The 23675-nt window shown below is 48.8% G+C and carries 27 protein-coding genes; 17 read left to right on the top strand and 10 right to left on the bottom strand.

Annotated elements, in window-relative coordinates; genetic code table 11:
- Window positions 1-2 precede the first annotated feature (2 nt).
- The gene (urtE, locus tag OGX67_RS16570; RefSeq protein WP_054528371.1) at window positions 3-701 is read left to right on the top strand and encodes an urea ABC transporter ATP-binding subunit UrtE; all 699 of its coding nucleotides are present in this window, start codon (window positions 3-5) and stop codon (window positions 699-701) included.
- Window positions 702-744: 43 nt separating this feature from the next.
- Here urtE and ydeE read toward each other — a convergent pair whose 3' ends face one another.
- The gene (gene ydeE, locus OGX67_RS16565; RefSeq protein ID WP_257651480.1) at window positions 745-1932 is read right to left on the bottom strand and encodes an efflux MFS transporter YdeE; all 1188 of its coding nucleotides are present in this window, start codon (window positions 1930-1932) and stop codon (window positions 745-747) included.
- A 198-nt stretch (window positions 1933-2130) separates the two neighbouring features.
- Between ydeE and eamA the strand changes: the two genes are divergently transcribed.
- Window positions 2131-3030 (top strand): O-acetylserine/cysteine exporter, encoded by a 900-nt coding sequence (gene eamA / locus OGX67_RS16560; RefSeq protein ID WP_088902266.1) that lies wholly within the window; start codon window positions 2131-2133, stop codon window positions 3028-3030.
- 734 nt (window positions 3031-3764) lie between these two features.
- On the opposite strand, the gene marB is transcribed toward eamA, so the two are convergent.
- The 3 genes from marB to marR are packed head-to-tail and all read right to left on the bottom strand — an operon-like array spanning window position 3765 to window position 4850.
- Window positions 3765-3983 (bottom strand): multiple antibiotic resistance protein MarB, encoded by a 219-nt coding sequence (marB, locus tag OGX67_RS16555; RefSeq protein WP_003832934.1) that lies wholly within the window; start codon window positions 3981-3983, stop codon window positions 3765-3767.
- Between the two features lie 30 nt (window positions 3984-4013).
- Window positions 4014-4397, bottom strand: a complete 384-nt coding sequence (gene marA, locus OGX67_RS16550) for an MDR efflux pump AcrAB transcriptional activator MarA (RefSeq protein ID WP_003032424.1) — start codon at window positions 4395-4397, stop codon at window positions 4014-4016.
- Between the two features lie 18 nt (window positions 4398-4415).
- Entirely contained in the window at window positions 4416-4850 is a 435-nt protein-coding gene (gene marR, locus OGX67_RS16545; RefSeq protein WP_003832935.1) for a multiple antibiotic resistance transcriptional regulator MarR, read from the bottom strand.
- 257 nt (window positions 4851-5107) lie between these two features.
- On the opposite strand from marR, the gene OGX67_RS16540 reads away from it, so the two are divergent.
- The gene (locus tag OGX67_RS16540) at window positions 5108-5773 is read left to right on the top strand and encodes a MarC family NAAT transporter (RefSeq protein ID WP_003032428.1); all 666 of its coding nucleotides are present in this window, start codon (window positions 5108-5110) and stop codon (window positions 5771-5773) included.
- A 36-nt stretch (window positions 5774-5809) separates the two neighbouring features.
- Here OGX67_RS16540 and OGX67_RS16535 read toward each other — a convergent pair whose 3' ends face one another.
- Both OGX67_RS16535 and ptrR read right to left on the bottom strand, forming a co-directional pair.
- Window positions 5810-7006, bottom strand: coding sequence for a sugar transporter (locus tag OGX67_RS16535; protein WP_003032430.1), 1197 nt, complete (start codon window positions 7004-7006; stop codon window positions 5810-5812).
- A gap of 222 nt (window positions 7007-7228) precedes the next feature.
- On the bottom strand, window positions 7229-8104 hold the full coding sequence (gene ptrR, locus OGX67_RS16530) for a putrescine utilization regulator PtrR (RefSeq protein ID WP_003032431.1): 876 nt from the start codon (window positions 8102-8104) through the stop codon (window positions 7229-7231).
- A 103-nt stretch (window positions 8105-8207) separates the two neighbouring features.
- On the opposite strand from ptrR, the gene sad reads away from it, so the two are divergent.
- From sad to OGX67_RS16495, 7 genes are all read left to right on the top strand, one after another.
- A complete protein-coding gene (gene sad, locus OGX67_RS16525; protein WP_257651481.1) occupies window positions 8208-9596 on the top strand; it encodes a succinate-semialdehyde dehydrogenase in 1389 nt (462 codons plus the stop codon).
- A 103-nt stretch (window positions 9597-9699) separates the two neighbouring features.
- Window positions 9700-11277 (top strand): methyl-accepting chemotaxis protein, encoded by a 1578-nt coding sequence (locus OGX67_RS16520; RefSeq protein ID WP_257651482.1) that lies wholly within the window; start codon window positions 9700-9702, stop codon window positions 11275-11277.
- A 62-nt stretch (window positions 11278-11339) separates the two neighbouring features.
- Entirely contained in the window at window positions 11340-12266 is a 927-nt protein-coding gene (gene glsB / locus OGX67_RS16515) for a glutaminase B (protein WP_071696093.1), read from the top strand.
- Entirely contained in the window at window positions 12266-12625 is a 360-nt protein-coding gene (locus tag OGX67_RS16510; protein ID WP_003836300.1) for a DUF4186 domain-containing protein, read from the top strand. The genes glsB and OGX67_RS16510 overlap by 1 nt, the downstream gene beginning before the upstream one ends.
- Window positions 12626-12705: 80 nt before the next feature.
- Window positions 12706-13233, top strand: coding sequence for a GNAT family N-acetyltransferase (locus tag OGX67_RS16505; RefSeq protein WP_257651483.1), 528 nt, complete (start codon window positions 12706-12708; stop codon window positions 13231-13233).
- Between the two features lie 106 nt (window positions 13234-13339).
- Window positions 13340-14791: a tagaturonate reductase gene (locus OGX67_RS16500; protein ID WP_257651484.1), complete on the top strand. Its 1452-nt coding sequence runs from the start codon at window positions 13340-13342 to the stop codon at window positions 14789-14791.
- A gap of 215 nt (window positions 14792-15006) precedes the next feature.
- Window positions 15007-15921, top strand: a complete 915-nt coding sequence (locus tag OGX67_RS16495; protein WP_257651485.1) for a bestrophin family protein — start codon at window positions 15007-15009, stop codon at window positions 15919-15921.
- Here the strand turns inward: OGX67_RS16495 and OGX67_RS16490 are convergent.
- Both OGX67_RS16490 and tam read right to left on the bottom strand, forming a co-directional pair.
- Window positions 15918-16295 carry a GFA family protein gene (locus tag OGX67_RS16490; protein ID WP_003032441.1) on the bottom strand — a complete coding sequence of 126 codons (378 nt, stop codon included), beginning with the start codon at window positions 16293-16295 and terminating at the stop codon, window positions 15918-15920. The two genes, OGX67_RS16495 and OGX67_RS16490, sit on opposite strands and share 4 nt — an antisense overlap.
- A gap of 132 nt (window positions 16296-16427) precedes the next feature.
- Complete coding sequence (gene tam / locus OGX67_RS16485) at window positions 16428-17186, bottom strand: trans-aconitate 2-methyltransferase (protein WP_219372166.1); 759 nt, start codon at window positions 17184-17186, stop codon at window positions 16428-16430.
- A 110-nt stretch (window positions 17187-17296) separates the two neighbouring features.
- On the opposite strand from tam, the gene OGX67_RS16480 reads away from it, so the two are divergent.
- Window positions 17297-17818 (top strand): GNAT family N-acetyltransferase, encoded by a 522-nt coding sequence (locus OGX67_RS16480; protein WP_003032443.1) that lies wholly within the window; start codon window positions 17297-17299, stop codon window positions 17816-17818.
- Between the two features lie 35 nt (window positions 17819-17853).
- Here OGX67_RS16480 and OGX67_RS16475 read toward each other — a convergent pair whose 3' ends face one another.
- Window positions 17854-18153 (bottom strand): hypothetical protein, encoded by a 300-nt coding sequence (locus tag OGX67_RS16475; protein ID WP_257651486.1) that lies wholly within the window; start codon window positions 18151-18153, stop codon window positions 17854-17856.
- A 280-nt stretch (window positions 18154-18433) separates the two neighbouring features.
- Here OGX67_RS16475 and OGX67_RS16470 point away from each other — a divergent pair, with 280 nt between their 5' ends.
- The 3 genes from OGX67_RS16470 to OGX67_RS16460 all read left to right on the top strand — a co-directional run bounded on the left by OGX67_RS16470 (window position 18434) and on the right by OGX67_RS16460 (window position 21615).
- A complete protein-coding gene (locus OGX67_RS16470) occupies window positions 18434-20047 on the top strand; it encodes a mechanosensitive ion channel family protein (protein WP_257651487.1) in 1614 nt (537 codons plus the stop codon).
- Between the two features lie 262 nt (window positions 20048-20309).
- Window positions 20310-20735, top strand: coding sequence for a hypothetical protein (locus OGX67_RS16465; protein ID WP_227440798.1), 426 nt, complete (start codon window positions 20310-20312; stop codon window positions 20733-20735).
- A gap of 16 nt (window positions 20736-20751) precedes the next feature.
- A complete protein-coding gene (locus tag OGX67_RS16460) occupies window positions 20752-21615 on the top strand; it encodes a toll/interleukin-1 receptor domain-containing protein (RefSeq protein WP_286526846.1) in 864 nt (287 codons plus the stop codon).
- 123 nt (window positions 21616-21738) lie between these two features.
- On the opposite strand, the gene OGX67_RS16455 is transcribed toward OGX67_RS16460, so the two are convergent.
- On the bottom strand, window positions 21739-21930 hold the full coding sequence (locus OGX67_RS16455) for a hypothetical protein (protein WP_016157959.1): 192 nt from the start codon (window positions 21928-21930) through the stop codon (window positions 21739-21741).
- A gap of 178 nt (window positions 21931-22108) precedes the next feature.
- Here OGX67_RS16455 and OGX67_RS16450 point away from each other — a divergent pair, with 178 nt between their 5' ends.
- Genes OGX67_RS16450 through OGX67_RS16440 form a run of 3 tightly spaced genes read left to right on the top strand, consistent with a single transcriptional unit; the run spans window position 22109 to window position 23638 of the window.
- On the top strand, window positions 22109-23224 hold the full coding sequence (locus OGX67_RS16450) for a phage/plasmid replication domain-containing protein (RefSeq protein ID WP_098028039.1): 1116 nt from the start codon (window positions 22109-22111) through the stop codon (window positions 23222-23224).
- A gap of 22 nt (window positions 23225-23246) precedes the next feature.
- Window positions 23247-23537 carry a hypothetical protein gene (locus OGX67_RS16445; RefSeq protein ID WP_049122938.1) on the top strand — a complete coding sequence of 97 codons (291 nt, stop codon included), beginning with the start codon at window positions 23247-23249 and terminating at the stop codon, window positions 23535-23537.
- A 2-nt stretch (window positions 23538-23539) separates the two neighbouring features.
- Window positions 23540-23638: a tail virion protein G7P-2 gene (locus tag OGX67_RS16440; RefSeq protein ID WP_015979771.1), complete on the top strand. Its 99-nt coding sequence runs from the start codon at window positions 23540-23542 to the stop codon at window positions 23636-23638.
- Window positions 23639-23675: the final 37 nt, after the last annotated feature.

Below are 23675 nucleotides of genomic sequence, written 5' to 3'. Positions count from 1 at the left end.
AGATGCTGCAGGTGAAAGAACTGAATCAATATTATGGCGGCAGTCATATTCTGCGCGGGGTGAACTTTGAAGCGCGTATCGGTGAGGTGACATGTCTGCTGGGGCGTAACGGCGTGGGGAAAACAACGCTACTTAAGTGTCTGATGGGGCTTATTCCGGCCCGCAGCGGAAGCGTGCTCTGGCAGGAGAAAAATGTCACTCAATGGAAGCCGCATCAGCGGGTCAGGGCCGGTGTGGCGTATGTCCCGCAGGGGCGTGATATTTTTCCGCGTTTGACGGTAGAAGAGAATCTGCTGCTCGGCCTTTCCCGTTTTTCAGCACCGGAGGCCCGACATGTGCCGGATGATATTTACGCGCTCTTTCCGGTTTTACAGGAAATGAAGCATCGGCGGGGCGGAGATTTGTCCGGCGGGCAGCAGCAGCAACTGGCGATTGGACGAGCACTGGCAAGTCGCCCACAATTATTGATCCTTGATGAGCCTACCGAGGGGATCCAGCCGTCGGTGATTAAAGAGATTGGTCAGGTGATTTCTCAACTGGCGCATCGCGGTGACATGGCCATTTTACTGGTGGAGCAGTTCTATGATTTTGCCGAACAGCTCGCCGACAAATACCTGTTGATGTCGCGGGGCAGCATTATTCAAAGCGGCGACGGTAAAAATATGGAGTCCGAGGGCGTTCGGGGACTGGTTGCTATCTGAGGTATGCGACAGAGCGACTGTGGCTCTGTCACGAACATAATAACTAGCAGACCGCCGTCTGGCCCCAGGGTTTGGCGCGCATGCCTTTTATCATTAGCGCCCAGGCAAGAACGATCGCCACTATCAGCGCCACAAACAGCGACCATGGTGGCAATGTGGTTAAAATGACGCCGCTGACTAATGGGTTAACCGCTGCGCCAAGCCAGCCTAACGACTGGGCGGAAAAATAGCTGGCTTTCATACCTGCTGGCGCGATGTTGTCGATAAGCATGTATTCACCCGGCGCGTAGATGACTTCGCCGATAGTGAAAAAGGCAGCAGAAATTCCCCATAACAACAGACTGTTGCCGGAGAAAGCGAAACCAACCAGGCCAACGACAAAGAAGACTGTACCCAATGTCATTAACGGGCGGATATTCGTGGCGTTGAGCCTGCGACCAAGTGCGTATTGCAGTGATACTACGATGGCGGCGTTGACGGGCAGGACGACTGCCACCACTTTCTCGGCAAAATCGCCGTTTGCAACCACCATAACGTATTGCGAAATACAGGATGCAAAGGCACCGCCAACGAATGATGCCAAAAATGCTGACAGCGTAAACCAGAATAATGCTCTGTCGCGCAGCAGTACTGAAGGGGACCAAACAGCGGCATTTACACCTTCTGCGGTTGCTGGTGAACGTTTTACCCACGTCTGGATAAACACCAGAGGTAGCGCAGAACAGGCGGCAGCCAGCCAGAACGGCAGGTTAATGCTTTGCATAACCAGCAGCGTACCCAGCGGCGGACCAACGGTCCAGCCGATGTTCAGCACGGTATAGTTAAGTGAGAAAATTTTCGTTTTGTTGGTCGCAGACAAGTTATCGGCAAACCAGGCTTTCAGCACCGTGGCGAAGACGGAGTAGGCGCAGTTGATCAGGGCAAAGAGCAAAACCACTATCACGACGTTATGCACCAGCGGAATAGCAATAAAGCCGGAGGCAAAGCCGCAGATAGCCAGCAACATATAGCGTTTTTTATCGAACTTGTCGGCCAGAATACCAAAGCCAAGGCTGAAGACGACGCCTATGGTCAGTGCAACCGTCATCGCATAACCGATCAGGTCGACGCTCAGTTGATACTGTCGACTGAGGTAAATCGTCATAAATGGCAGCGTGGCGCCACGACCAATGGTTAATAACAAAGATGACGCAAGTAACGCGAGAGTGGACCTTCTCAGAGAGATATTCATTTTCCTGCCCGACAATGCATGTTGTTATGTTTTTTTTAGATATCAGAAACAAATAGCATGCTAAAAGTGTGATGTACACCCAATAAGTTGTCCGAAAATGCCCTGTGTGGCCTACCTGAATTAATGATCTGTTACGGTACAACGATTTCCGTTACTTTAACTTGTTTACAAAAATTTAATATTTGCAGGGGCGGTGGTATGTCGCGTAAAGACGGGTTATTGGCGTTACTGGTCGTTGTGGTTTGGGGACTGAACTTTGTTGTCATTAAAGTGGGTTTGCACAATATGCCGCCGTTGATGTTGGCAGGGTTACGCTTTTTGTTGGTGGCGTTCCCGGCGATTTTTTTTGTTGCCCGCCCGAAAATTCCGCTTTCGCTTTTACTCGGCTACGGCCTGACAATTAGTTTTGGACAGTTCGCGTTTCTCTTCAGCGCCATCAAATTTGGTATGCCTGCCGGGTTAGCTTCTCTGGTATTACAGGCTCAGGCGTTTTTCACCATCATTCTGGGGGCATTCGCCTTTGGCGAACGTCTGCAGGGTAAACAGCTGGTAGGAATTGCGCTGGCGGTATTTGGTGTGCTGGTACTGATTGAAGCCAGTCTGAACGGTCAGCATGTTGGCATGCTCGGTTTTATGCTGACGCTGGCGGCGGCGCTAAGCTGGGCCTGCGGCAATATCTTTAACAAAAAAATCATGCAGCATACATCGCGTCCGGCCGTTATGTCGTTGGTGGTATGGAGCGCGTTAATCCCCATTGTTCCGTTCTTCCTGGCCTCATTACTTCTCGATGGTCCAGCGCAAATTACCCAAAGTCTGGTGGCGATAGATATGACAACCATTTTGTCACTGGTGTATCTGGCGTTCGTGGCGACCATTGTGGGTTATGGCATCTGGGGTTCGTTACTCGGACGCTATGAGACCTGGCGGGTAGCGCCGCTATCGCTGTTGGTGCCGGTTGTCGGTCTGGCGAGTGCGGCCGTACTGCTGGACGAAACGCTTAGCGGATTACAGCTACTTGGCGCGCTACTGATCATGGCTGGACTGTATATCAATGTGTTTGGTTTTCGGTTGCGTAAAGTTGCGTCGGTGAGGGGCTAAAAAAAGCCCCGCAGTGACGGGTGATGCCTGCGTCAGTTAAGCATTATTGAGAACATGTAATTCAGGATCAGGGTTCCGTTCACCTCAGCGGCATAACTTCTCTGAGGCACTGATATCCGTGAACGTGCAAGGGAGGCTCACCGCCGCCTCCCTTGCAACCCAGGCTCCCGGCGGGAAAATCGTCGCTGCGCGATGTATTCGTCTTATTCCGTCTGCCTGTCGGGTCGGGGCCGAGCCTGCGTCCCTGCAGGCCGTCCCCTCTGCCCGCATCCCTGCGGGCAGACCCGGTCAGCCGTCAACGCCTCATCGATTTTCAGCCGGACCGGGGGTATCGCTTCAACTCTCTGACTTCCAGTTAAATCTGTTTTGCTGTTCAAACAAAAAACGCAGGTGGACAGGTGTGGACTGGTCCGGCTGAAAATTGCCGACGTGTTTCCGTAAGGCCGGGAGAGCCAGCATGGATGCTGGCTCAGGGCGCGCTTTACAGGGAAGTTGCCTCGCGCCCGGCCCGAAAGCCTGAAGGAATAATCGGAGGGAACCACGAAGTGGCAATTTTCCCGCCGGGAGCCGGGATTGTTAAGGGTACGGCGATAGTACCCTTAACACGTTCACAGGCAATCTGGTTTCAGATAAGTGAAAAATATAAGGTGAACGTAACAATGCGACAGAGGCAACAGATTTATTACCTCCGGTTCGTTAACTGACAAGTATTACGCAGTAGCGGGGCAATATAATTACAGGTTGCGCATATTGTAATAAGGCACACCTAATTCGTCGGACTTGTCGCTGCCTGCACCCATATGATTAAAATCGAACGGGGACTGATCGTGCGCAGGGGGCATAATCATCGCGTCGCGACTGTTCTGTGTGGCAGGTTGCGCGGTCTGTTCCGCCATGCTCTGACCCGAAACAACAAAAAGCAGGGCCAGCATCGCATAAGACAGAAGTTTCATGATTTCCTCGGTTACGTCGTTAACTGGCGATTAGCAATTACATTGATTGAGTGGAAGCAAATAGCGCGATTCGCCATGCATATTCGTCATACGGTATTTGTGCGGCGGAACATCAAAATAGTTTTTGAATGTCCGGGTCAGCGTCTGCTGAGACTCAAAACCGTAACGCTCTGCCAGATAAAGAATGGGCTCGTTACTCTCTTTTAATTTTTGCGCTATTTCAGTCATTTTACGGCTGCGAATGTATTGACCCAGTGAATGACCGGTTTCTTTTTTAAACATCCGTTGCAGGTGCCATTTGGAGTAACCTGAACGCTCAGACACTTTTTCCAGCGAGAGCGGCGATTCAAGATTATTTTCGATCCAGTCCAAAATGCTATGAATAGTGATTGTGTCAGTATTGCGTCTGGACATCGTCATACCTCTTTCTGTTTACGGCAGGATTCTCTTAAGCAAGTGCTCAAGTGTGGCTACTTCATCCGCCGTTAAGTTTTTTGTTAGTTCCTGGTGCAGGTCTTGCCCTACTAATTGATGACACTGCTCGCAAATTGCTGCGCCATGCTCGGTGAGTTTCACCAGCACGCCACGCTTATCATGTGGATTCGGAAGCCTTTCTATCCAGCCTTTACAGGCCAGTCTGTCCAGCATCCGCGTCAGGGCGCCAAGGTCGACAGACAGCACTTTTTTCAATTCGACAGGGGTGATGCACACCGCGCAACGGATGGAGCAGAGCACCTTGAACTGCGATGCCGTGATATCCAGCGGTGACAGATAGTCGTTTAGCAAACGATCTTTTTTCTGATTAACCATATAGATCAAACGACCCAGTGGGATGATTTCGTTAAACAGATCACTGGTGTTTTTCACAATGGTTGCCCTGGCAAGTAGTTAGTCACGGCTGATATTATTGCTTAGGCAAATATAAGTCAAACGAATGGATCCGCAAATGCCACGTTTTGCTAAATCATCAGACTCAATACCTGGCAAGTGGAATTTTAACGGTTTGATAATTATGGTTTATACGTGCGGATGAAAAATGAATCCTTACATCACGAAAATGGCTTATCTCGCGGATTTCACCGTATACTTGCCGCTGACGATTAACGCACAGGAAAGATGACATTATGATGGACTTGTTTAAAGCAATAGGACTGGGGCTGGTAGTCCTGTTACCGTTGGCAAACCCGTTAACCACCGTGGCGTTGTTCCTTGGCCTCGCCGGCAATATGAACAGCGCAGAGCGTAACCGTCAGTCACTCATGGCATCTGTCTATGTATTTGCCATTATGATGGTGGCGTACTACGCCGGGCAGGTGGTAATGAATACGTTCGGGATTTCGATTCCCGGGTTACGTATTGCGGGTGGGTTAATCGTTGCGTTTATCGGCTTCCGGATGCTGTTTCCACAGCAGAAGGCGCATGATTCTCCGGAAGCGAGAAGCAAGTCTGAAGAGCTGGAAGACGAACCGACGGCCAATATCGCTTTTGTACCGCTGGCTATGCCAAGCACTGCCGGTCCGGGGACGATTGCGATGATCATCAGCTCCGCGTCAACCGTGCGTCATGGCTCCGAATTTCCGGACTGGGTGATAATGATCGCGCCGCCGATTATTTTTGCGGTTGTCGGGATTATCCTGTGGGGCTGTTTGCGCAGTTCCGGGGGGATCATGCGGCTGGTCGGTAAAGGTGGTATCGAAGCGATTTCTCGTTTGATGGGCTTCCTGCTGGTGTGTATGGGCGTGCAGTTTATTATTAACGGCGTGCTGGAAATTATCAAAACCTACGCTTAAAACACTATGCCCGGTAATATTTACCGGGCATATTTTTTATGAATGCTGAGGCTGTTCTTCCAGTGATACCGGCCATTTACGAAAGATAATCACCGACCATATCAACGCGGCAACGGCAGGCACTGCGCCGACGTAACCAATCGTAGACATTGACCAGTGCAAACTCACCTGATTGCCTACCAGCGCGCCAGCGCCAATACCGATATTAAAGATTCCTGAGAACAGCGCCATTGCGACGTCAGTCGCATCCGGAGCAAGCGCCAGCACTTTCACCTGCATACCCAGGCCTATCAGCATGATGGCGACGCCCCAGAAAATACTCAAGATGGCAAGGTGCATTTCGCTGTCAGCGGCGGGAAGTAACAGTACCAGGCATATCGTCAACAGGGCAATGGCACTGCTAATCAGTACGGACGCATGCAGATTACCCAGCTTACCGAAAATGACGCTACCGACAATTCCCGCACCACCCAGAACCAGCAATAAGACAGTAGCAAAATTTGCGCTCAGGCCCGCGACGGTCTGCACGAACGGCTCGATATAGCTGTAGGCCGTATAGTGCGCGGTGACCACAATCACCGTCAGTAGATACAGACTCATCAATGCCGGGCGATGGAATAACACGGGCAGGCTTTTTAAAGAGCCGGAGTGCTCACTGGGTAGTTTGGGCAGGAGCTTAATCAGGCAAAGCAGGGTAACTAACGCCCCCATACCGATGGCGAAGAAGGTTGTGCGCCAGCCAAAATACTGACCGACGATACGCCCGATGGGCAGCCCCAATACCATCGCCAGCGCAGTGCCAGTGGCAATCAGGCTGAGAGCCTGTGCACGTTTCCCGGCAGGAGCCAGGCGAATTGCCAGCGATGCGGTGATCGACCAGAAAATAGCGTGCGCAAAGGCAATACCAATACGGCTAATTACCAACACGGTAAAATTCCATGCCAGGAAAGAGAGCACATGGCTGGCGATAAACACAACAAACAGACAGATCAGAAGTTTTCGGCGCTCCACCTGACTGGTAAGTAACATGAAGGGGAGCGACATCAGGGCAACAACCCAGGCGTAGATCGTCAGCATGATCCCGACCTGAGCGGTCTGCATATTGAAGCTTTGTGCGATGTCGGAAAGCAAACCGACAGGGACAAACTCTGTGGTATTGAAAATAAAACCGGCAATGGCAAGCGTAACTACCCGTAGCCACGCGACCTTGCGGGAAACAGTGTCTGTTGTCATATCAAATAAGAGGATTAGCTGCGAAAAGGTAAGGCCACGATCTTAAAACGTTTGCTGGCGAAAATACAATCATTTTGTGATGCGGATCTCATTTCATTGGTAGGGCGCTATAATTTACTGCCGAACATTCCTCATATTTTTAAGTATTTCAATAATAATGAAATTCCGGGGGTATGACTTCACCCGGATATACAGTTATTCATGTTCTTTGAGGATCGCAAGTTACTCCGGGCTTTGTGATAACTGAGGGTTCAACACCTCAATAAACGCTTCCAGTTGCCGCGTCATTGCACCTCTGCGCCAGACCAGCCATGTATTCAGCCAGCGCCAGTTCTCGCTTAGCGGCCAGGCGTTGACCTGATGATGCCCTGGCATGCTCTCCAGCATCGAACGCGGGATCAGTGCGATACCCGCTCCGGCAATGACGCAGGCCAACATACCGTGATATGACTCCATTTCGTGAATGGTGCCGGGCATGGCGCGATCGGCATGAAACCAGCTTTCAAAATGGCGGCGATAGGAACAGTTGGCGCGAAAGGCGTAAATACTGCAACCGTTGACGTCGCTGGCCCGCTGAATGGGGGGATGACCGTTAGGAGTGACAATCATCATCTCTTCACGGTAGACCGGCATTCCTTCAAGGCCTGGATGGGTAATAGGGCCATCGACAAAGGCAGCGTTCAATGTACCGTCGAGCACGCCGTCCAGCATTGTGCCTGAAGGACCCGTCGCTAACGCGAACTGAATTTTGGGGTAACGCTGGTTATATTCAGCCAGCGTGGCGGGGATGCGTACTGCTGCTGTACTTTCAAGCGAGCCGAGAGAGAAGAGTCCTTGCGGCTCATCCCCGGCGACGACCATCCTGGCTTCCTCAACCAGCGCTAGGATCCGCTGGCTGTAGCGCAAAAAGTTGTGCCCGGATGGGGAAAGCCGCAGACGCTGGTTTTCACGAATAAACAGATCAACGCCCAGGTCGGCTTCAAGCTGACGTATACGGGTGGTGAGATTAGATGGCACGCGATGAACCTTCGCGGCGGCCTGCGTAATACTGCCAGTCTCCGCGACGGCATTAAACATTTCCAGCTGCGTCAGATCCATAATTTTCTCTATTCGTGAATGGTATGGTTAATATTATTCATTTTTCAGAAAGAGTAAATATGCTCATGATATAACCATACCCTGCGATAAAGAGAGGCACTTAATGACTATCACAGCAGCAACACATGCGATTTCCATTGACCCTACCAGCGGTGAAAGACTGACGGCGACGCCGTGGGCCAGTGTGGAAGAGATTGATCATGCGCTGAACCTTGCAGCGAATGGCTATAGCGAATGGAAACAAACTTCCGTTGAGCACCGTGCGCAAATGCTACGCCATATTGGGCAAGCTCTACGCCATCGTGCGGAAGAGATGGCGCAGTGTATCTCACGTGAAATGGGTAAACCCATTAAGCAGGCGCGTGCTGAAGTCGCTAAGTCAGCTGCGTTGTGTGACTGGTACGCCGAGCATGGACCGGCGATGCTCAGTCCGGAACCCACGCTGGTGGAGAACAACCAGGCGGTGATTGAGTATCGTCCGGTAGGAACTATTCTGGCGATCATGCCGTGGAACTTCCCACTCTGGCAGGTAATGCGAGGTGCCGTCCCGATTCTGTTGGCCGGAAATGGTTACCTGTTAAAGCATGCGCCTAACGTAACCGGCTGTGCTGCAATTATTGCGCAGGTTTTCGCTGATGCGGGTGTACCCGCGGGGGTTTATGGTTGGGTGAATGCCGATAACGCAGGGGTCAGTCAGATGATCAATGACCCGCGTATCACTGCGGTAACGGTGACGGGTAGTGTTCGTGCTGGTGCGGCGATTGGCGCCCAGGCGGGGGCCGCGTTGAAAAAATGCGTTCTTGAACTGGGGGGCTCCGATCCGTTTATTGTCCTTAATGATGCAGACCTCGATCTGGCCGTTAAGGCGGCGGTCACCGGGCGTTATCAGAACACCGGGCAGGTTTGTGCGGCAGCCAAACGCTTTATTATCGAAGAAGGGATAGCGGCAGAATTTACTTCACGCTTTGTGGCCGCTGCGAGCGCGCTCAAAATGGGCGATCCGCTGAACGAAGAAAACGATCTGGGGCCAATGGCGCGATTTGATCTGCGTGAAGAGCTGCACCAGCAGGTTGAAGCCACCCTTGCCGAAGGGGCGCGGTTACTTCTCGGCGGGGAAAAAATTGCGGGACATGGTAATTACTATGCCGTGACGGTACTGGGCGATGTTACTCCAGAGATGACGGCGTTCCGCCAGGAGCTGTTTGGTCCGGTTGCGGCAATTACTGTGGCGAAGAATGCGGAACATGCCTTAGCGCTGGCGAATGACAGTGATTTCGGCTTATCTGCCACGGTGTTTACTGCGGATGAAGTGCTGGCGAAGAAGATGGCGTCGCGCCTGGAGTGTGGTGGCGTATTCATCAATGGCTACAGTGCCAGCGATGCCCGCGTTGCGTTTGGCGGTGTGAAGAAAAGTGGTTTTGGCCGAGAGCTTTCGCACTTTGGTCTGCATGAGTTTTGTAACGTGCAGACCGTCTGGAAAAACCGCCTTTGATGGTGTAGGTGTCTCCGCTGGAGGCACCTGTCTTATTTCTGCAATTTTTCTGTCATTTACTCTCCGTACACTCGCGTCTAACGCTTTGATACAGAAGAGTAATATGAACATAACGCAAATTTTCCGTCGTCTTATTCCCCGTCAGTTTGGTCTGTTAACCGGCATTTTTTGCATTATTGCGCTGTTCTCTGTTTTGCAGGTCGCGTCCTCCTTAATGCTTTCGGCCTCAGTCAGCGGCGCACAGCATAATGAAGGACGTAATCAACTCGCGCTTATACAGCAGGCGAAGGTTGATGAAGCGCGGGTGGCGTTATTATCTGCCAGCGATTTACTTAACCGTGCGGGAGTTTATTTTATGCAGGATGCCGCCACCGGTTCGGACGGGAGTTGGCGTCCGTTAATGGAAGAGGCATACCGGGCGCTGGCGCAGTCAAAAAGTGCATGGGATGCCTGGCGGGATATGAAACCGCAGCCGGATCCGGATCTAACGGAGAGCTATCAGCGTTTTTATAGCGGTATTCAGGAGCAGGCGGATGGGCTGATGCAGTCAGGTTCCATTGATGCTTTTTTTGCCGTACCCGTGCAGGCCTTTCAGACGGACTTTAACGCTAATTACGCGCGCTTTCAGCAGAACAGTGGGCGACATGCGGAAGCTGGGCGTCAGCAGCTGTTGACCAGTCTTGAGCGTTTACAGAATCTATTTTTGTTTATTCCTCTCGTGCTGGTGGTTATCGCCTTTCTGGTCTGGCGCAGTATGTCCCGTTGGGTGATTATGCCACTGCGACGGCTGATCGATCATATCGATATTTTAGCAGCGGGTGACCTGTCTCGCCCGGCCCCGCAGGTGAGTCAGTTTAATCGGGAAGTGACGCAATTAAGTTCGCGTATTGCTGCAATGCAGCAAGGTCTCTGCGCGCTGGTGCAGCAGGTGAACGATGCCACCACTGCAATGGTAGAAAATATCAACGAACTTGCGCAGAACAATAAACAGCTATATCAGCAGTCGGCGAAACAAAGTGAAGAGTTAAGCAGCGTGACATCGCATATTTCGTTGCTGGAAATGCATGTTGAGGATAACAGTGGCTTTGCTGAACTGGCGAATCAACGCGCTGTGCAGGCGCGAGATGTTGCGGCAGGCGGGGACCGAATGATGGCGACGGTAAATACGTCAATGCAGGCGATTGTGACACGTTCGTCTGAAATGCGAGGGATTACAACGCTTATCGACAACATTGCATTTCAGACAAATATCCTGGCTCTTAACGCGGCAATCGAGGCAGCACATGCTGGGGAGCAAGGGCGCGGGTTTGCCGTGGTTGCGAAAGAAGTTGGGCTGCTGGCGCGAAAAAGCGGTCAGTCTACGCAAAACATTCAGACACTGATTAAACACTCGTTACAGTGCATTGAAGAGGGCTTTCACGCGGTTAACGGGCTGGATAAGAATTTGCAGCAGGTTATCGCACTGGTTGAGAATCTTGGCGCGTTGCTGAACGACATTTCGACTGCAACTTTAAATCAAGGGAATAATATTCACCAGTTGACTCGAAAGCTGCATGTCCTGAACGGCGAAGCCCGGCAAACCAGCGAACTGGTGAATGCTGCATCTGACTCTTCCTTGCAGCTACACCATGAATCCCGCCAGCTTATGCAGGCCGTGGCCAGATTCCGCCTTCCGGCCTGACGCTGCGTATTCAGCTCTGTTATACTCGCAGGCCTTTCATACCTGCGAGCAAGGAGCATGTTGTGGCCAGGGCCATGGACAATTCAATTTTAGAGACCATTGTGCAGCAGGTTCGTCCGCTGATTGGTCAGGGTAAAGTCGCTGATTATATTCCGGCATTAGCCTCTGTCGACGGTTCAAAACTGGGTATTGCTATCTGTACCGTTGATGGACAGCACTATCAGGCGGGAGATGCGCAAGAACGTTTTTCTATTCAGTCGATTTCAAAGGTGCTCAGCCTGGTCGTAGCAATGCGTCACTATCAGGAAGAGGAGATTTGGCAGCGTGTCGGTAAAGATCCTTCTGGGCATCCTTTTAACTCCCTGGTGCAGTTGGAAATGGAGCAGGGTATCCCTCGCAATCCCTTTATTAACGCCGGGGCGCTGGTGGTTTGCGATATGTTGCAAGGGCGTCTAAGCGCACCGCGTCAACGGATGCTGGAAGTGGTACGGGCGTTAAGCGGTGTTTCGGATATCGCTTATGATGCGGCGGTCGCGCGATCAGAGTTTGAGCACTCGGCGCGTAATGCCGCTATTGCCTGGCTGATGAAATCCTTCGGCAATTTTCACCATGACGTGACCACCGTTTTGCAAAATTACTTTCACTACTGCGCGCTGAAAATGAGCTGTGTGGAGTTGGCGCGAACCTTTGTCTTTTTGGCAAATCAAGGACATGCCTTTCATCTTGCGGAACCCGTGGTGACGCCGATGCAGGCCAGGCAGATCAATGCGCTAATGGCGACCAGCGGCATGTATCAGAACGCAGGGGAGTTTGCCTGGCGAGTCGGGCTTCCGGCGAAATCTGGTGTGGGTGGCGGCATCGTGGCGATCGTGCCTCACGAGATGGCGATTGCTGTCTGGAGTCCGGAACTGGACCCGGCGGGAAATTCACTGGCCGGTATCGCCGTGCTGGAGCAATTAACACAACAGCTGGGGCGTTCGGTTTACTGATGAATACGCTCGATCCTCTTTTTGCCCGGCTGGCGAAATCAACGTTTCGCTCGCGGTTTCGTCTTGGTCAGAAAGAAAGGCAGTATTGTCTGGATAAAGGGGCGCCGGTTATCGAACAACATGCTGCGGATTTTATTGCTAAACGACTGGCTCCTGCGTTTCCCGCCAATGATGGTAAACAAACTCCCATGCGCGGTCACCCGGTATTTATCGCTCAACATGCTACGGCAACGTGCTGTCGAGGGTGTCTGGCGAAATGGCATGATATACCTCAGGGCGTAGCGCTAAACGATGAACAAAAACGTTACGTTGTCACGGTTATTTATCACTGGTTAGTACTTCAGATGAACAAGCCATAGATAACATTATCCTATGATATGACCCCTTGTGTTGTGTAATTGTTAAAAGCAGTATGAAGGGGTCAATCTAAGGAGAAACCATGGCTTCCGGCAAACACTGCTTTGTGCTGAGCGCTGCACAGATTCTGTCGCGAATCGACGAGCTCAGCGATGTTCTTGAACGGTGCGTCAATGACGGCGCCTCCATCAGTTTTATGCTGCCCTTTAATCGCGAAAAATCAGAGCCTTTCTGGATGAACGTCGCGCAAAGTGTTTCTCGCGGAGAACGGATCGTTCTTGGTACGCAGAACGCGCAGGGGACGCTTGTCGGTACCGTCCAACTCATTATCGAACAACCTGAAAATCAACCTCATCGTGCTGATGTTGCCAAACTGCTGGTTCACCCCTCAGCGCGACGCGGTGGCCTGGCTCGTGAATTGATGAACGAACTGGAAAGTTGCGCGCGTCAACAAGGTAAAATGCTGCTGGTGCTTGATACGGCGACGGGCAGTGGCGCGGAGTTGTTCTACCACAATTGCGGGTGGAAAAAGGTCGGGGTGATACCTGACTATGCCCAAATGCCCGATGGGACACTGACCGGGACCACACTTTTCTATAAAACGCTCTAATTTGTCGCCGGGGATTGATCAAAACAGGGTTTCAATGTATTAAAGTTTGCTAACCTATTGGACCAATTCAATTAGGTTGTATGACTAATCATAAAGGGAACCCATTGTGCAAACACTAAATCGTCGCGATTTCCCCGGTGCTCAGTATCCTGAACGCATTATTCAGTTTGGTGAAGGAAACTTCCTGCGCGCCTTTGTAGACTGGCAGGTTGATCTGCTGAACGAACATACCGATCTGAATGCTGGTGTGGTCATTGTTCGTCCTATCGAAAGTACCTTCCCACCATCGCTGAGTACGCAGGATGGCCTCTATACTACTATCATTCGTGGTTTGAATGAGAAGGGCGAGGCTGTCAGCGATGCTCGTCTAATTCGTTCAGTTAACCGTGAAATCAGCGTCTATAGCGAATACGATGAGTTCCTGAAGCTGGCACATAATCCTGATATGCGCTTTGTGTTCTCTAACACCACGGAAGCAGGTATCAGTTACCACGCGGGCGATAAGTTTGACGACGCGCCAGCGGTAAGTTATCCGGCTAAACTGACGCGTCTGCTGTTCGAACGCTTCAGCTATTTTAACGGCGCATTGGATAAAGGCTGGATTATCATCCCTTGCGAACTGATTGATTATAACGGCGATGCGCTGCGTGAACTGGTTCTGCGCTACGCTCAGGAATGGATGCTGCCGGAATCGTTTATTCAGTGGCTGGATCAGGCCAATGCATTTTGCTCTACGCTGGTGGACCGTATTGTTACCGGCTATCCGCGTGATGAGGTAGCTAAGCTCGAAGCTGAACTGGGCTATCATGATGCTTTCCTCGACACGGCAGAACATTTCTATCTTTTTGTCATTCAGGGGCCGAAGTCATTAGCCGCAGAACTACGTCTGGATAAGTATCCGCTGAATGTCCTGATTGTGGATGACATCAAACCGTACAAAGAGCGCAAAGTGGCGATTCTCAACGGTGCTCACACTGCGCTGGTTCCTGTTGCCTGGCAGGCAGGGTTGGACACCGTGGGCGAGGCGATGAATGACGCAGAAATTTGCGCCTTCGTTGAAAAAGCTATTTATGAAGAGATCATTCCGGTACTGGATTTACCTCGTGATGAGCTGGCGTCTTTTGCCAGCGCGGTAACCGGTCGATTCTGTAACCCCTATATAAAACATCAGCTGTTGTCTATTGCCCTGAATGGCATGACCAAATTCCGCACCCGTATATTGCCGCAACTGCTGGCAGGGCAACAGGCCAGCGGTAAACTGCCAGCGCGTTTGACGTTTGCGCTTGCTGCATTGATTGCTTTCTATCGTGGAGAGCGTCACGGTGAGTCTTATCCGGTTCAGGATGATGCGCACTGGATAGAACGTTTTCAACAGCTGTGGTCCCTGCATCGCGATCGCCAGATAAGCACCGAAGCGTTAGTCAAATCTGTACTGGGTGTTAAAGAACACTGGGAGCAAGATCTGACACAAGTTTCTGGACTGGTGGAACAGGTTTCTACCGATCTGGATACCATTCTGGCAAAAGGTATGCGGGAAGCCGTTAAGCCACTGTGCTAAGATGACTACCGACAACCCGGCTCAGGCCGGGTTTTTTCTGGATATAAGTTAGTTACAACATACTGGGTTATATATGTCATTAACCCAGTCTGTGACTTCCGTGCGGCTTCGTTTTAAGCAGGGCAAAAGTTGTTTGGATAATGTTGCGATTAACTTGCAACATTGATCGCTATCGCGTCTAATGTGACGGATTTCACATTTTCCCGAAGATAACCATGATCGTTCGTCCCCAACAACACTGGATGCGCCTGATATTCGTCTGGCACGGTTCCGTATTATCCAAGATTTTTTCACGTCTGCTGCTGAACTTCCTGCTTTCCATCGCCGTTATTATCATGTTGCCCTGGTATACGATGCTGGGCATTAAGTTTACCCTTGCGCCGTTCAGCATTCTCGGCGTGGCGATAGCGATCTTTTTAGGTTTTCGCAATAACGCCTGCTACTCACGTTACGTTGAAGCCCGACACCTGTGGGGGCAGTTGATGATTGCTTCCCGATCGCTTCTGCGTGAGGTAAAAACCACGTTACCTGACGATGCAGAACTGGGACAGCTTGTGCGTCTGCAAATTGCATTTGCTCACTGTTTACGCATGACGTTACGTCGAAACCCACAGGCGAAGCCGTTAGCGAAATATCTTAGCGAGAAAGATTTGCAAACGGTATTTGCCGCACAATCCCCGGCAAACCGTATTTTGTTGTTGATGGGGGAGTGGTTGGCGGTGCGCAGACGTGATGGGCAGCTGTCCGATATATTATTTCATAGTTTAAACAACAGATTAAATGATATGTCGGCAGTATTGGCAGGTTGCGAGCGGATTGCGAATACTCCGGTCCCGTTTGCTTATACTTTGATCCTTCATCGCACGGTGTACCTGTTCTGTATCATGCTGCCATTCGCCCTGGTGGTGGATCTGCACTACATGACACCGTTTATTTCAGTGCTTATTTCCTATACTTTTATCTCGCTCGATACGCTTGCGGAAGAACTTGAAGATCCGTTTGGTACTGAGAACAATGACCTGCCGCTGGATGCGATTTGCAATGCAATCGAAATCGATTTACTGCAAATGAATGATGAAACAAATGTGCCAGCAAAACATATGCCGGATAAGCACTATCAACTCACTTAGCGACGTTCGTTTTGCCACCACGCGGGCTGCATATCGGAAAACGAATGAAACTCCGGCGCAAGGTCTTCATCGTTAGGATCGTCAAAAGCACCGGCTAAAAGCGCAATGACCGGGGCGTCATCAATGGCGCCCACGGAACTGCCGCACTGAGGGCAAAAGGCCCGACTGGTCGTTTCTGATGAGCGCCAGGTTGTCGGTTTTCCGGCTTTTCCCGTCCATTCTACATTTTCTGCATCAAACTCAATCCAGACAACGGTAGGGGCGCCCGTATGTTTCCGGCATATATCGCAGGAGCAGGTATGGGAATTATTAGGACTGCTGGCTGTGAAACGGATCGAGCCACACAGACACCCACCAATGTAGACTTTAGACATAACAACCCCCCGTCAGAAATATGTTGCAAGACACTAGCAGAAGCCAGACATAGCCACTAGATCCTAATGATAAAAAGGCGAGGGTACGCATGGCTGATAGTTTATTCCTGTGATCTGCCAGATGATAAACGCTTAACTAATGCGTCTGGCAACAATAAACAATCGCGGAAATGCGAGCAAAATTTTGCCGTTCTCCTGCAACGGATATTGTTCCTGGAGCAGTTCATGGTAGCGCGCCAGGTAATGACGTTGCTCGCTTTCGCTCAAATCCTGCAACCAGGGGCGCAAGCCCGTTGAGCTTACCCAGTCGATAATTGCCTGATGCGAATCCATAATGTGATAATACGTTGTACGCCAGATATCTACATCACAACCTGCTTCGGTCAAAATATCATAGTAGGCGTGAACGCCAGGAAGCGGAGCACGGCCACGGTCTGGGTAATCTTGTTCATAAGCCACTTCGCGCATCAATACATGCGTTGGCTCCAGCCAGTTATCTGGCATTTGCACGGCCAGAACGCCATTGTGACTCAGTTGTGAGACCAGGTGCGGGAATAATTCATAGTGATCGGGTACCCACTGTAACGACGCATTTGCATAAAGCAGATCCACGGGATGCTCGGGGTGAAACAGGCTAATATCCGCTTCGATAAAATGACAGTCAGGTAACGTGTTGCGCGCTTCATTCAGCATAGCAGGAGAGGAATCGACTCCTGTTGTCTTTGCCGTGGGCCAGCGCTGATGCAGCAATGCCGTACTGTTTCCAGGGCCACAACCAAGATCAACAACTGAGCGGACATTTTCTAACGCCACACGGCTGAGTAATTCCGCTGCGGGTCTTGAACGTTCAGTTTCATATTGCAGATAAAGCGAAGGGTTCCAGTCGGCCATGTATAAATCTCCAGTATGAGAGGAAAAATCGGAAAAGGATGATATAAACCCTTGCCGATGATCCACTTATTTTAGAAGATTATACGAAAATGAATGATAAGGGCAGGAATATGCTGGAAACACCAAGGTTGATATTACGACAGTGGGAAGCTAAAGACCGAGCCCCTTTTGCTGCACTCAATGCCGATTCTGACGTGATGCGCTTTTTCCCGGCACCGCTACAGAAGGCTGAAAGCGATAACCTGGTCGATAGGTTTAGTGAAGGTATTGCAGCGCGCGGCTGGGGATTTTGGGCCGTAGAGTTAAAAGAAACACACCAGTTTGTGGGCTGTGTGGGGTTGCATCCACAACCTGATAAATTTCATTTTTCACCCTGTACTGAAATAGGCTGGCGTCTTGCTAAAGCATACTGGCACCAGGGAGTTGCATTGGAAGCCGCCGAAGCATGCCTGACGTTTGCTTTCGAAGAGCTGGCGTTAAGTGAGGTGGTTTCATTCACTTCAGTGCTGAACACACCGTCAGAGAAACTGATGATACGACTTGGTATGAATAAAGCAGAAGAGTTTGTTCATCCCGCGCTGCCGTCAGATCATCGGTTAGCACAACATGTCCTGTATCGTCTTTGTCGATAATTAACCAGATTATTAGTGCAGATACCTGTTAGTCTTTAAAAGCATGTGCGTTGATCGATGTATTTACCCACCTCAATGACGTTATTCGTTTTAGGATCGATATTAAGCACCACAAAACGCATTTGCGGACAAAACATCTCTGCGCTCTTCTTGCTGCACTCAGTTTGCAGCCATCGATGTTCACCATCGTCAGTTACAACCGTATTCAGGTTGCTATATTCGCTGCATTCAAAACCTTTTTCGGTTGCTCTTTTTCTTGCGGCATCCAGACTCAGACCAACAACATTCAAACTGTCGACCTCTTTGGCATGTGCGCTGTCGGAAACGCGTGTCAATATGCAACCCGTTAGCGTACAGGTAAAGAGTAGTAAGCACACAAAGCGCAGGATGATCTTGTCGTTTTTGTTAGGCATTGTCTGATGATTTAAATTGTGCGTTCTGAAGCATAGCATCATTCAGCACAAGTTAGTGTTAATCAGGCCACTGCGGCCACTATGTCATCGATATTCGTGCCTTTATTGCGTAAGTGAAAGGCTGGTCTATGCTAAAACGATGCTCCGTCTTGCTTTGGCTTTTTGAATAATAACGAGAATTCTCATATTTCCGGTGGTGAATATGAACAGGATTACGCTCGCTTTTTTAACGTGTTTTCTCTCATCTTTGGTTTTTAACGCAAATGCAGCGGAACCTCGTCAGGAGCCGAACGAGAAAGAACGTGCCCGCACGGTCTATATATTCCACCAACCGATTGTCATGTTACAGGCAAAATTTGGCCTTACTACACCGGAAGAGCGGGTGCTACGCATCCGCAATACATTACGCAATTTCACCGAAGCCGATGTGCGTGAGCCTCTAAAAATCGAGTCAGTCACCCGCTATAACCAGTCGGGAAGGCTTATCGTAATGAATCACAAGCCGGTGCTGTTGCTGACTGCAGGCGATCTTGATGAGGGTGATGATCTGACACTCGATCAGGCAGCGCAGCGCGTGTTGGCACGCATGGAACAGCAGCGTTCGGCATTGAATGAGCAGTATAATAGTGCCTGGCTGGCGCTTTCGGTGGTGAAAACAGTAGCAGGACTGACGGGATTGATACTGTTTTGGTACGGTTCATACCGTTCCTGGCGCTGGGTAAAACGTGTTTATCGCCGGCGTATTTTTGAGAATCGAAGCTGGATCCCTCCGCGGTGGCGTAGGCTTGTCGGTGCTATCGAAACACGCCTGTTTGCAGCATTGATGATCCTCTTGGGTATCGTCTCACTGTATGTCTGGCTCAGCTGGACCTTTAGTCTGTTTCCCTGGACGCGCGTTTGGGGAGAGTCATTGGGTGATTGGTTTGTTCGAGTGGTGCGCGATATAGCATTGTCGATTGTCTCGGCTCTTCCTGGGTTAATGATCGTGCTAATCATTTTCGTTATCACCGTAGTAATATTGAAACTACTTAAAGCTGTGCTCAACCAAGTAGAAGCGGGGCGTTTACAATTGCCGGGGATCCATCCAGATACAGTCGGCGCGACCCGTAAGCTGATTTCGGTGGTAGTTTGGCTCTTTGCGTTATCAGCTGCCTATCCGTTTTTACCTGGGGCCAATTCACTTGCGTTTAAAGGCATTAGTGTTTTCTTTGGTCTGATGCTCACGCTTGGTTCGGCCGGGGTGATGAATCATGCGATGAGCGGGTTGGTTTTGATCTACTCACGAGCGCTACGTAAAGGAGATATGATTCGGGTGGCCGATAACGAAGGTTTGGTCAGTGAAATTGGCATGCTTGCGACTAAAATCATCACCCGTGAAAACTATGTAGTCACGGTGCCAAATGCAGTTGTCGTCAGCGGGAAAATTACTAATCTAAGTGCGCAAAGCGCAAACGGCGGCGTCAACCTGACAATTGGCGTCACCATTGGCTATGACACACCGTGGCGGCAAGTGCACGCAATGTTGGAGTTAGCGGCCAAACGGGCGAAAGGAATCGATCTTTCTCAGCCGCCGTTGGTGCGTCAGTTGAGTCTGATGGACTGGTACATTGCATATGAACTGCAGGTATGTTTACTGCCGGAGGTGCCGCTGGCTGATGCGCGTAACGAACTGCACAGTAATATTCAGGACGTCTTCAATGAGTTCAATGTACAGATCATGTCTCCAAACTTTGTGCTGCAACCTGAGAGCAGCGTGATGGTGGCCAAAGAGGACTGGTACACAGCACCTGCAGCGCCGCCTGAAAGCGGGAAGTAATTAAAATTAATGATCCTGTTACTTCAACACCATATGTAACCAGCACAAGAAGGATAAGGATGACCAAAGAATCTTAGATTCTGCCTCATTCCACGTAAGTGCGCATAATGTCATACGCGTTATGTTGAAAAGGTCGCTGCGAAAATCTCTTCCGCAGCGACCTCTTTAGCATAACGTCATTGTGCGCACCATCATTCTGATTTAACGGTGTTTATGCTACCTTTTCTGTATGTCTCTCTATGTACATGCGGCAGGTCAAAAAGTGAACATCATTGAATCTAAAATTGCTGGGTTAGGATTCCTACAGGCGATCATAGCTAGAATGGCTAATAATTCGTTTTATATTAAAGGATGGGACCTAACATTATTTGTTGCAGTTGTGGCGTTAAAAAAGGATGCATCCCAATATTCAGGTTATTTACTTCTTGCGTTAATAGTGAGCACCATAGCGTTCTGTTTATTGGATGCTTATTATCTACAACAAGAAAGGATTTTCAGGAAAATATATAATTACTTGGCTGAATCAAACTCAGAATCTATTAACTATTTCAGCATAAACCCTGCACTATACAAAGATATACTAAAGGGTGAAATGCTTTCATATAGAAGCTCATTAATTTCTACATCTATTCTTCTTTTCCATATACCAATGTTTGTTGCTGTTTTTATCTTTTTCGTGTTATTTTAAATAATGGATATTAATCATGCTACATGCCTTAAACTTTTCAATACCTGATGATTCTTTTCTATTGGATGGTACTTATGCGACTACATTAACGGAGGAGTTAAAACTTCCAGATCCGATAAGTAAAATTAGAGAATCAATAACAAAATCAGATGGTTACAATGATTCTATTGATGATTCTATTAATTATGAAGAATTCAAAAAAATCTGGTTCCCTGATGTAAATGCACATGTTTTCATTTCCCATAGCCATGTAGATAAAGCTAAGGCAATAGCCTTGGCTAACTTTTTATTTTCAAGGTTTGGCATTCGTTCATTTGTTGATTCAGAAGTTTGGGGGTATATGGATGATGCACTCCGTGAGCTAAATAATAAGCACAACAAGTTTCCGGGACAAGAAAATACTTATATTTATGAGCGCTGCAATAAACTTGCAAGCAATTTGAATATGATACTTTCATCTGCATTAATAAAAATGATACATGAATCTGAATGTCTGATATTTATTAATACAATCGACTCATGCGTTCGTGATGGGGATGAGTTTAGAACCCAATCTCCATGGATATTCACTGAGTTATTAATGAGTTCAATGCTTGAAAAGAGCGAACATAAAGATCGTCCAACTGAACTGCGCAAATCACTTGATGATTTTCGTGTAGTAGCTGCGAATGAAGCATTTGACCAGGCTGTGTTTTCATATCCATTATATTTACGACACATGCATAATGTAACCAATGATAAAATCAATAGAATCAATGCGATAAAACCTAGCGGTCTATCTTTCACAACGACTTTTTACAGAGACACTGCACATCACTTTGAAGTCGATGATGTATTCAAAAATTTAGACTCGATCTATAACTTGGTCATTTCTCGTTAATTTTTTCGCTTCTATCCTCTAGGCCATTTTCATGAATGGCCTTTATCTCCAGATACCGCGAAGCGGTTCGGGGTTCTGTGACACCCGAACTTTACCGTGGTTTCCCACGGTATTTTCCTAATCTTACTCGCTGGACTTGGTTGTGTGAATCAGATCCTTTGCCGCATCTTTTGCATAATTATCAATCAGATGATTAACGATGTCAGTCCAGGTGATCGCGCGGCCAGCGGTATGACTGGCATCGATCGCCAGTCGTTCGAGTTTTAGTTTTCGTTCAGCCACGATAGCCATAGTTGTTCGTTTTGGAGTTGCCATTTCACACCTCAGTAGTTTTCTGCTGGCATAAAGCTAAACACTTATGCTCTCCAGTCGTATTCTGCCGTCATTATAGTTAAACACTTATGCGCTCATATCATTATGCTTGTATACATGCGTAAGGCGTGATAGATTTTTGTCATTGCGTAACTGCATACATGTATAGGGTGAGTGTTCAATGTTTTTCGACTGGCTGACTATTGAACAGGATTTTGGCTTTCAGCTACCGATTTTGAGTGATGTAGCCTACCAGCGCATCCACCTCGAAAGCGGGGAAGCGTCAGCTCTGAGTCAGCCAACTTTTCAGCACAAAGGATCCTTTTGTGATGTTGTGTCGATCTCTATTCGAGGCTCATTGCTAAAAGTCTCTGGAAACCCTTCCCGGTGGGGGCGTCTTGATAATTTATTTGGCCTTCCAACTGTGGATTCCTGTGTATCGGTTTTCAATACGATCCTTGCTGAAATAGGTTTACCTCAGTTTACGAAATGCAAGAGGCTGATGCCCGGTCAGGCAAAAGAGAATGAGAAAGCACCTCTTATTGCTGACGGTGCAATTATCAAAGAAGTACATATCACCTCGAACAGAGCGGCAGGTAAGGGGAATGAAGATGACTATATTTCAGGTTTATCTACGCAACCCTACAGGAACAGCGTTCCACGGCTACACTCCAATGGAAAATCCGTTGACTGGCTGTCCAAAAAAGGCAATGTAAACCTCATATATCCAACGGTTTACAACAAAGCACATGAAATGGAACTCCATTCTTTAACAAAGATAAAGAATCGTTTTTCCGAACAATCGCGGGAATACAATTACGTACTCGATATTATCTCTTTCTGTAAAGAGAATGGGGTCGTAAGGTTTGAGCAAAAGCTGAAATCCAGATTTTTGCAAAAGAACGCTCTCAATTACTGGGGGCTTTCTGATTATTCTATTTTAAATAAGTTACATTCTGATTTTCTTGAACTTGATAAAAAGTTATCGGTGAATGCTATGGACTTTGAAACTATCAGTGATCATCTTGTAAGTAGTGGGGTTGTTGAAACCACCCGTGCAGCAAATACTACCGCAATGTATGCAATACAGTGGTTTCACGGTCATGTATTTGACTTCAACAAAAAACAGGTTCAGACACATCGGGCACGGTTACGAAAAATTGGTATCGACATTGCGCAGAAATGCAATGTTTCTAAATTCTCTCCTGTGATTGTGAAACAAACACGAGAAATTAAGGTGCAGGAGTGCGTAGCACCATCATGGTATGTACGTCCGTCACATTTACGTGTTGCATAGTTGATTAATAAAAGGTGTTTATATGAGTGAGTTAGGAAATCTGGAAACCACTGTTACTGGGAAAATCAAACGATTTAATAACGGCGGCGGCTATTATTACACTACAGTGGTTTCTCCTGCCGCTGACGCATATAGTTTCCCTCCAGTTATACGCATTAAGTCCAAGAAATCACTTGGCCGTGTGGGGGATGAGATAGAAGATATTCACTGCCGAATTACAGGTTATGAACGTAGCTTTCCATATACAGATAAGCAAACAGGTGAGCAATCCCGTGGGTTTAATGTAGACATGCTTCTTGAACTTCTGGAATAAACATGTCTGCAACAGACTTCGATTCTCTTTATCAATTAATATTTAATGCCGGTCTTGTTATTTGCTTTGGCCTTGGCGTTATTAGTGGTGGTCAAAGATGAGTGCACTATCTTACTTCTTTGCTGCTTATTGTGTTGG

Origin of the sequence: Citrobacter sp. Cf118 (genome assembly GCF_030334095.1) — a bacterium.
Taxonomy (GTDB): Bacteria; Pseudomonadota; Gammaproteobacteria; order Enterobacterales; family Enterobacteriaceae; genus Citrobacter; species Citrobacter freundii.
Note: the sequence above shows the minus strand (reverse complement) of the source record. Positions and strands in the feature narration are given on the sequence as shown.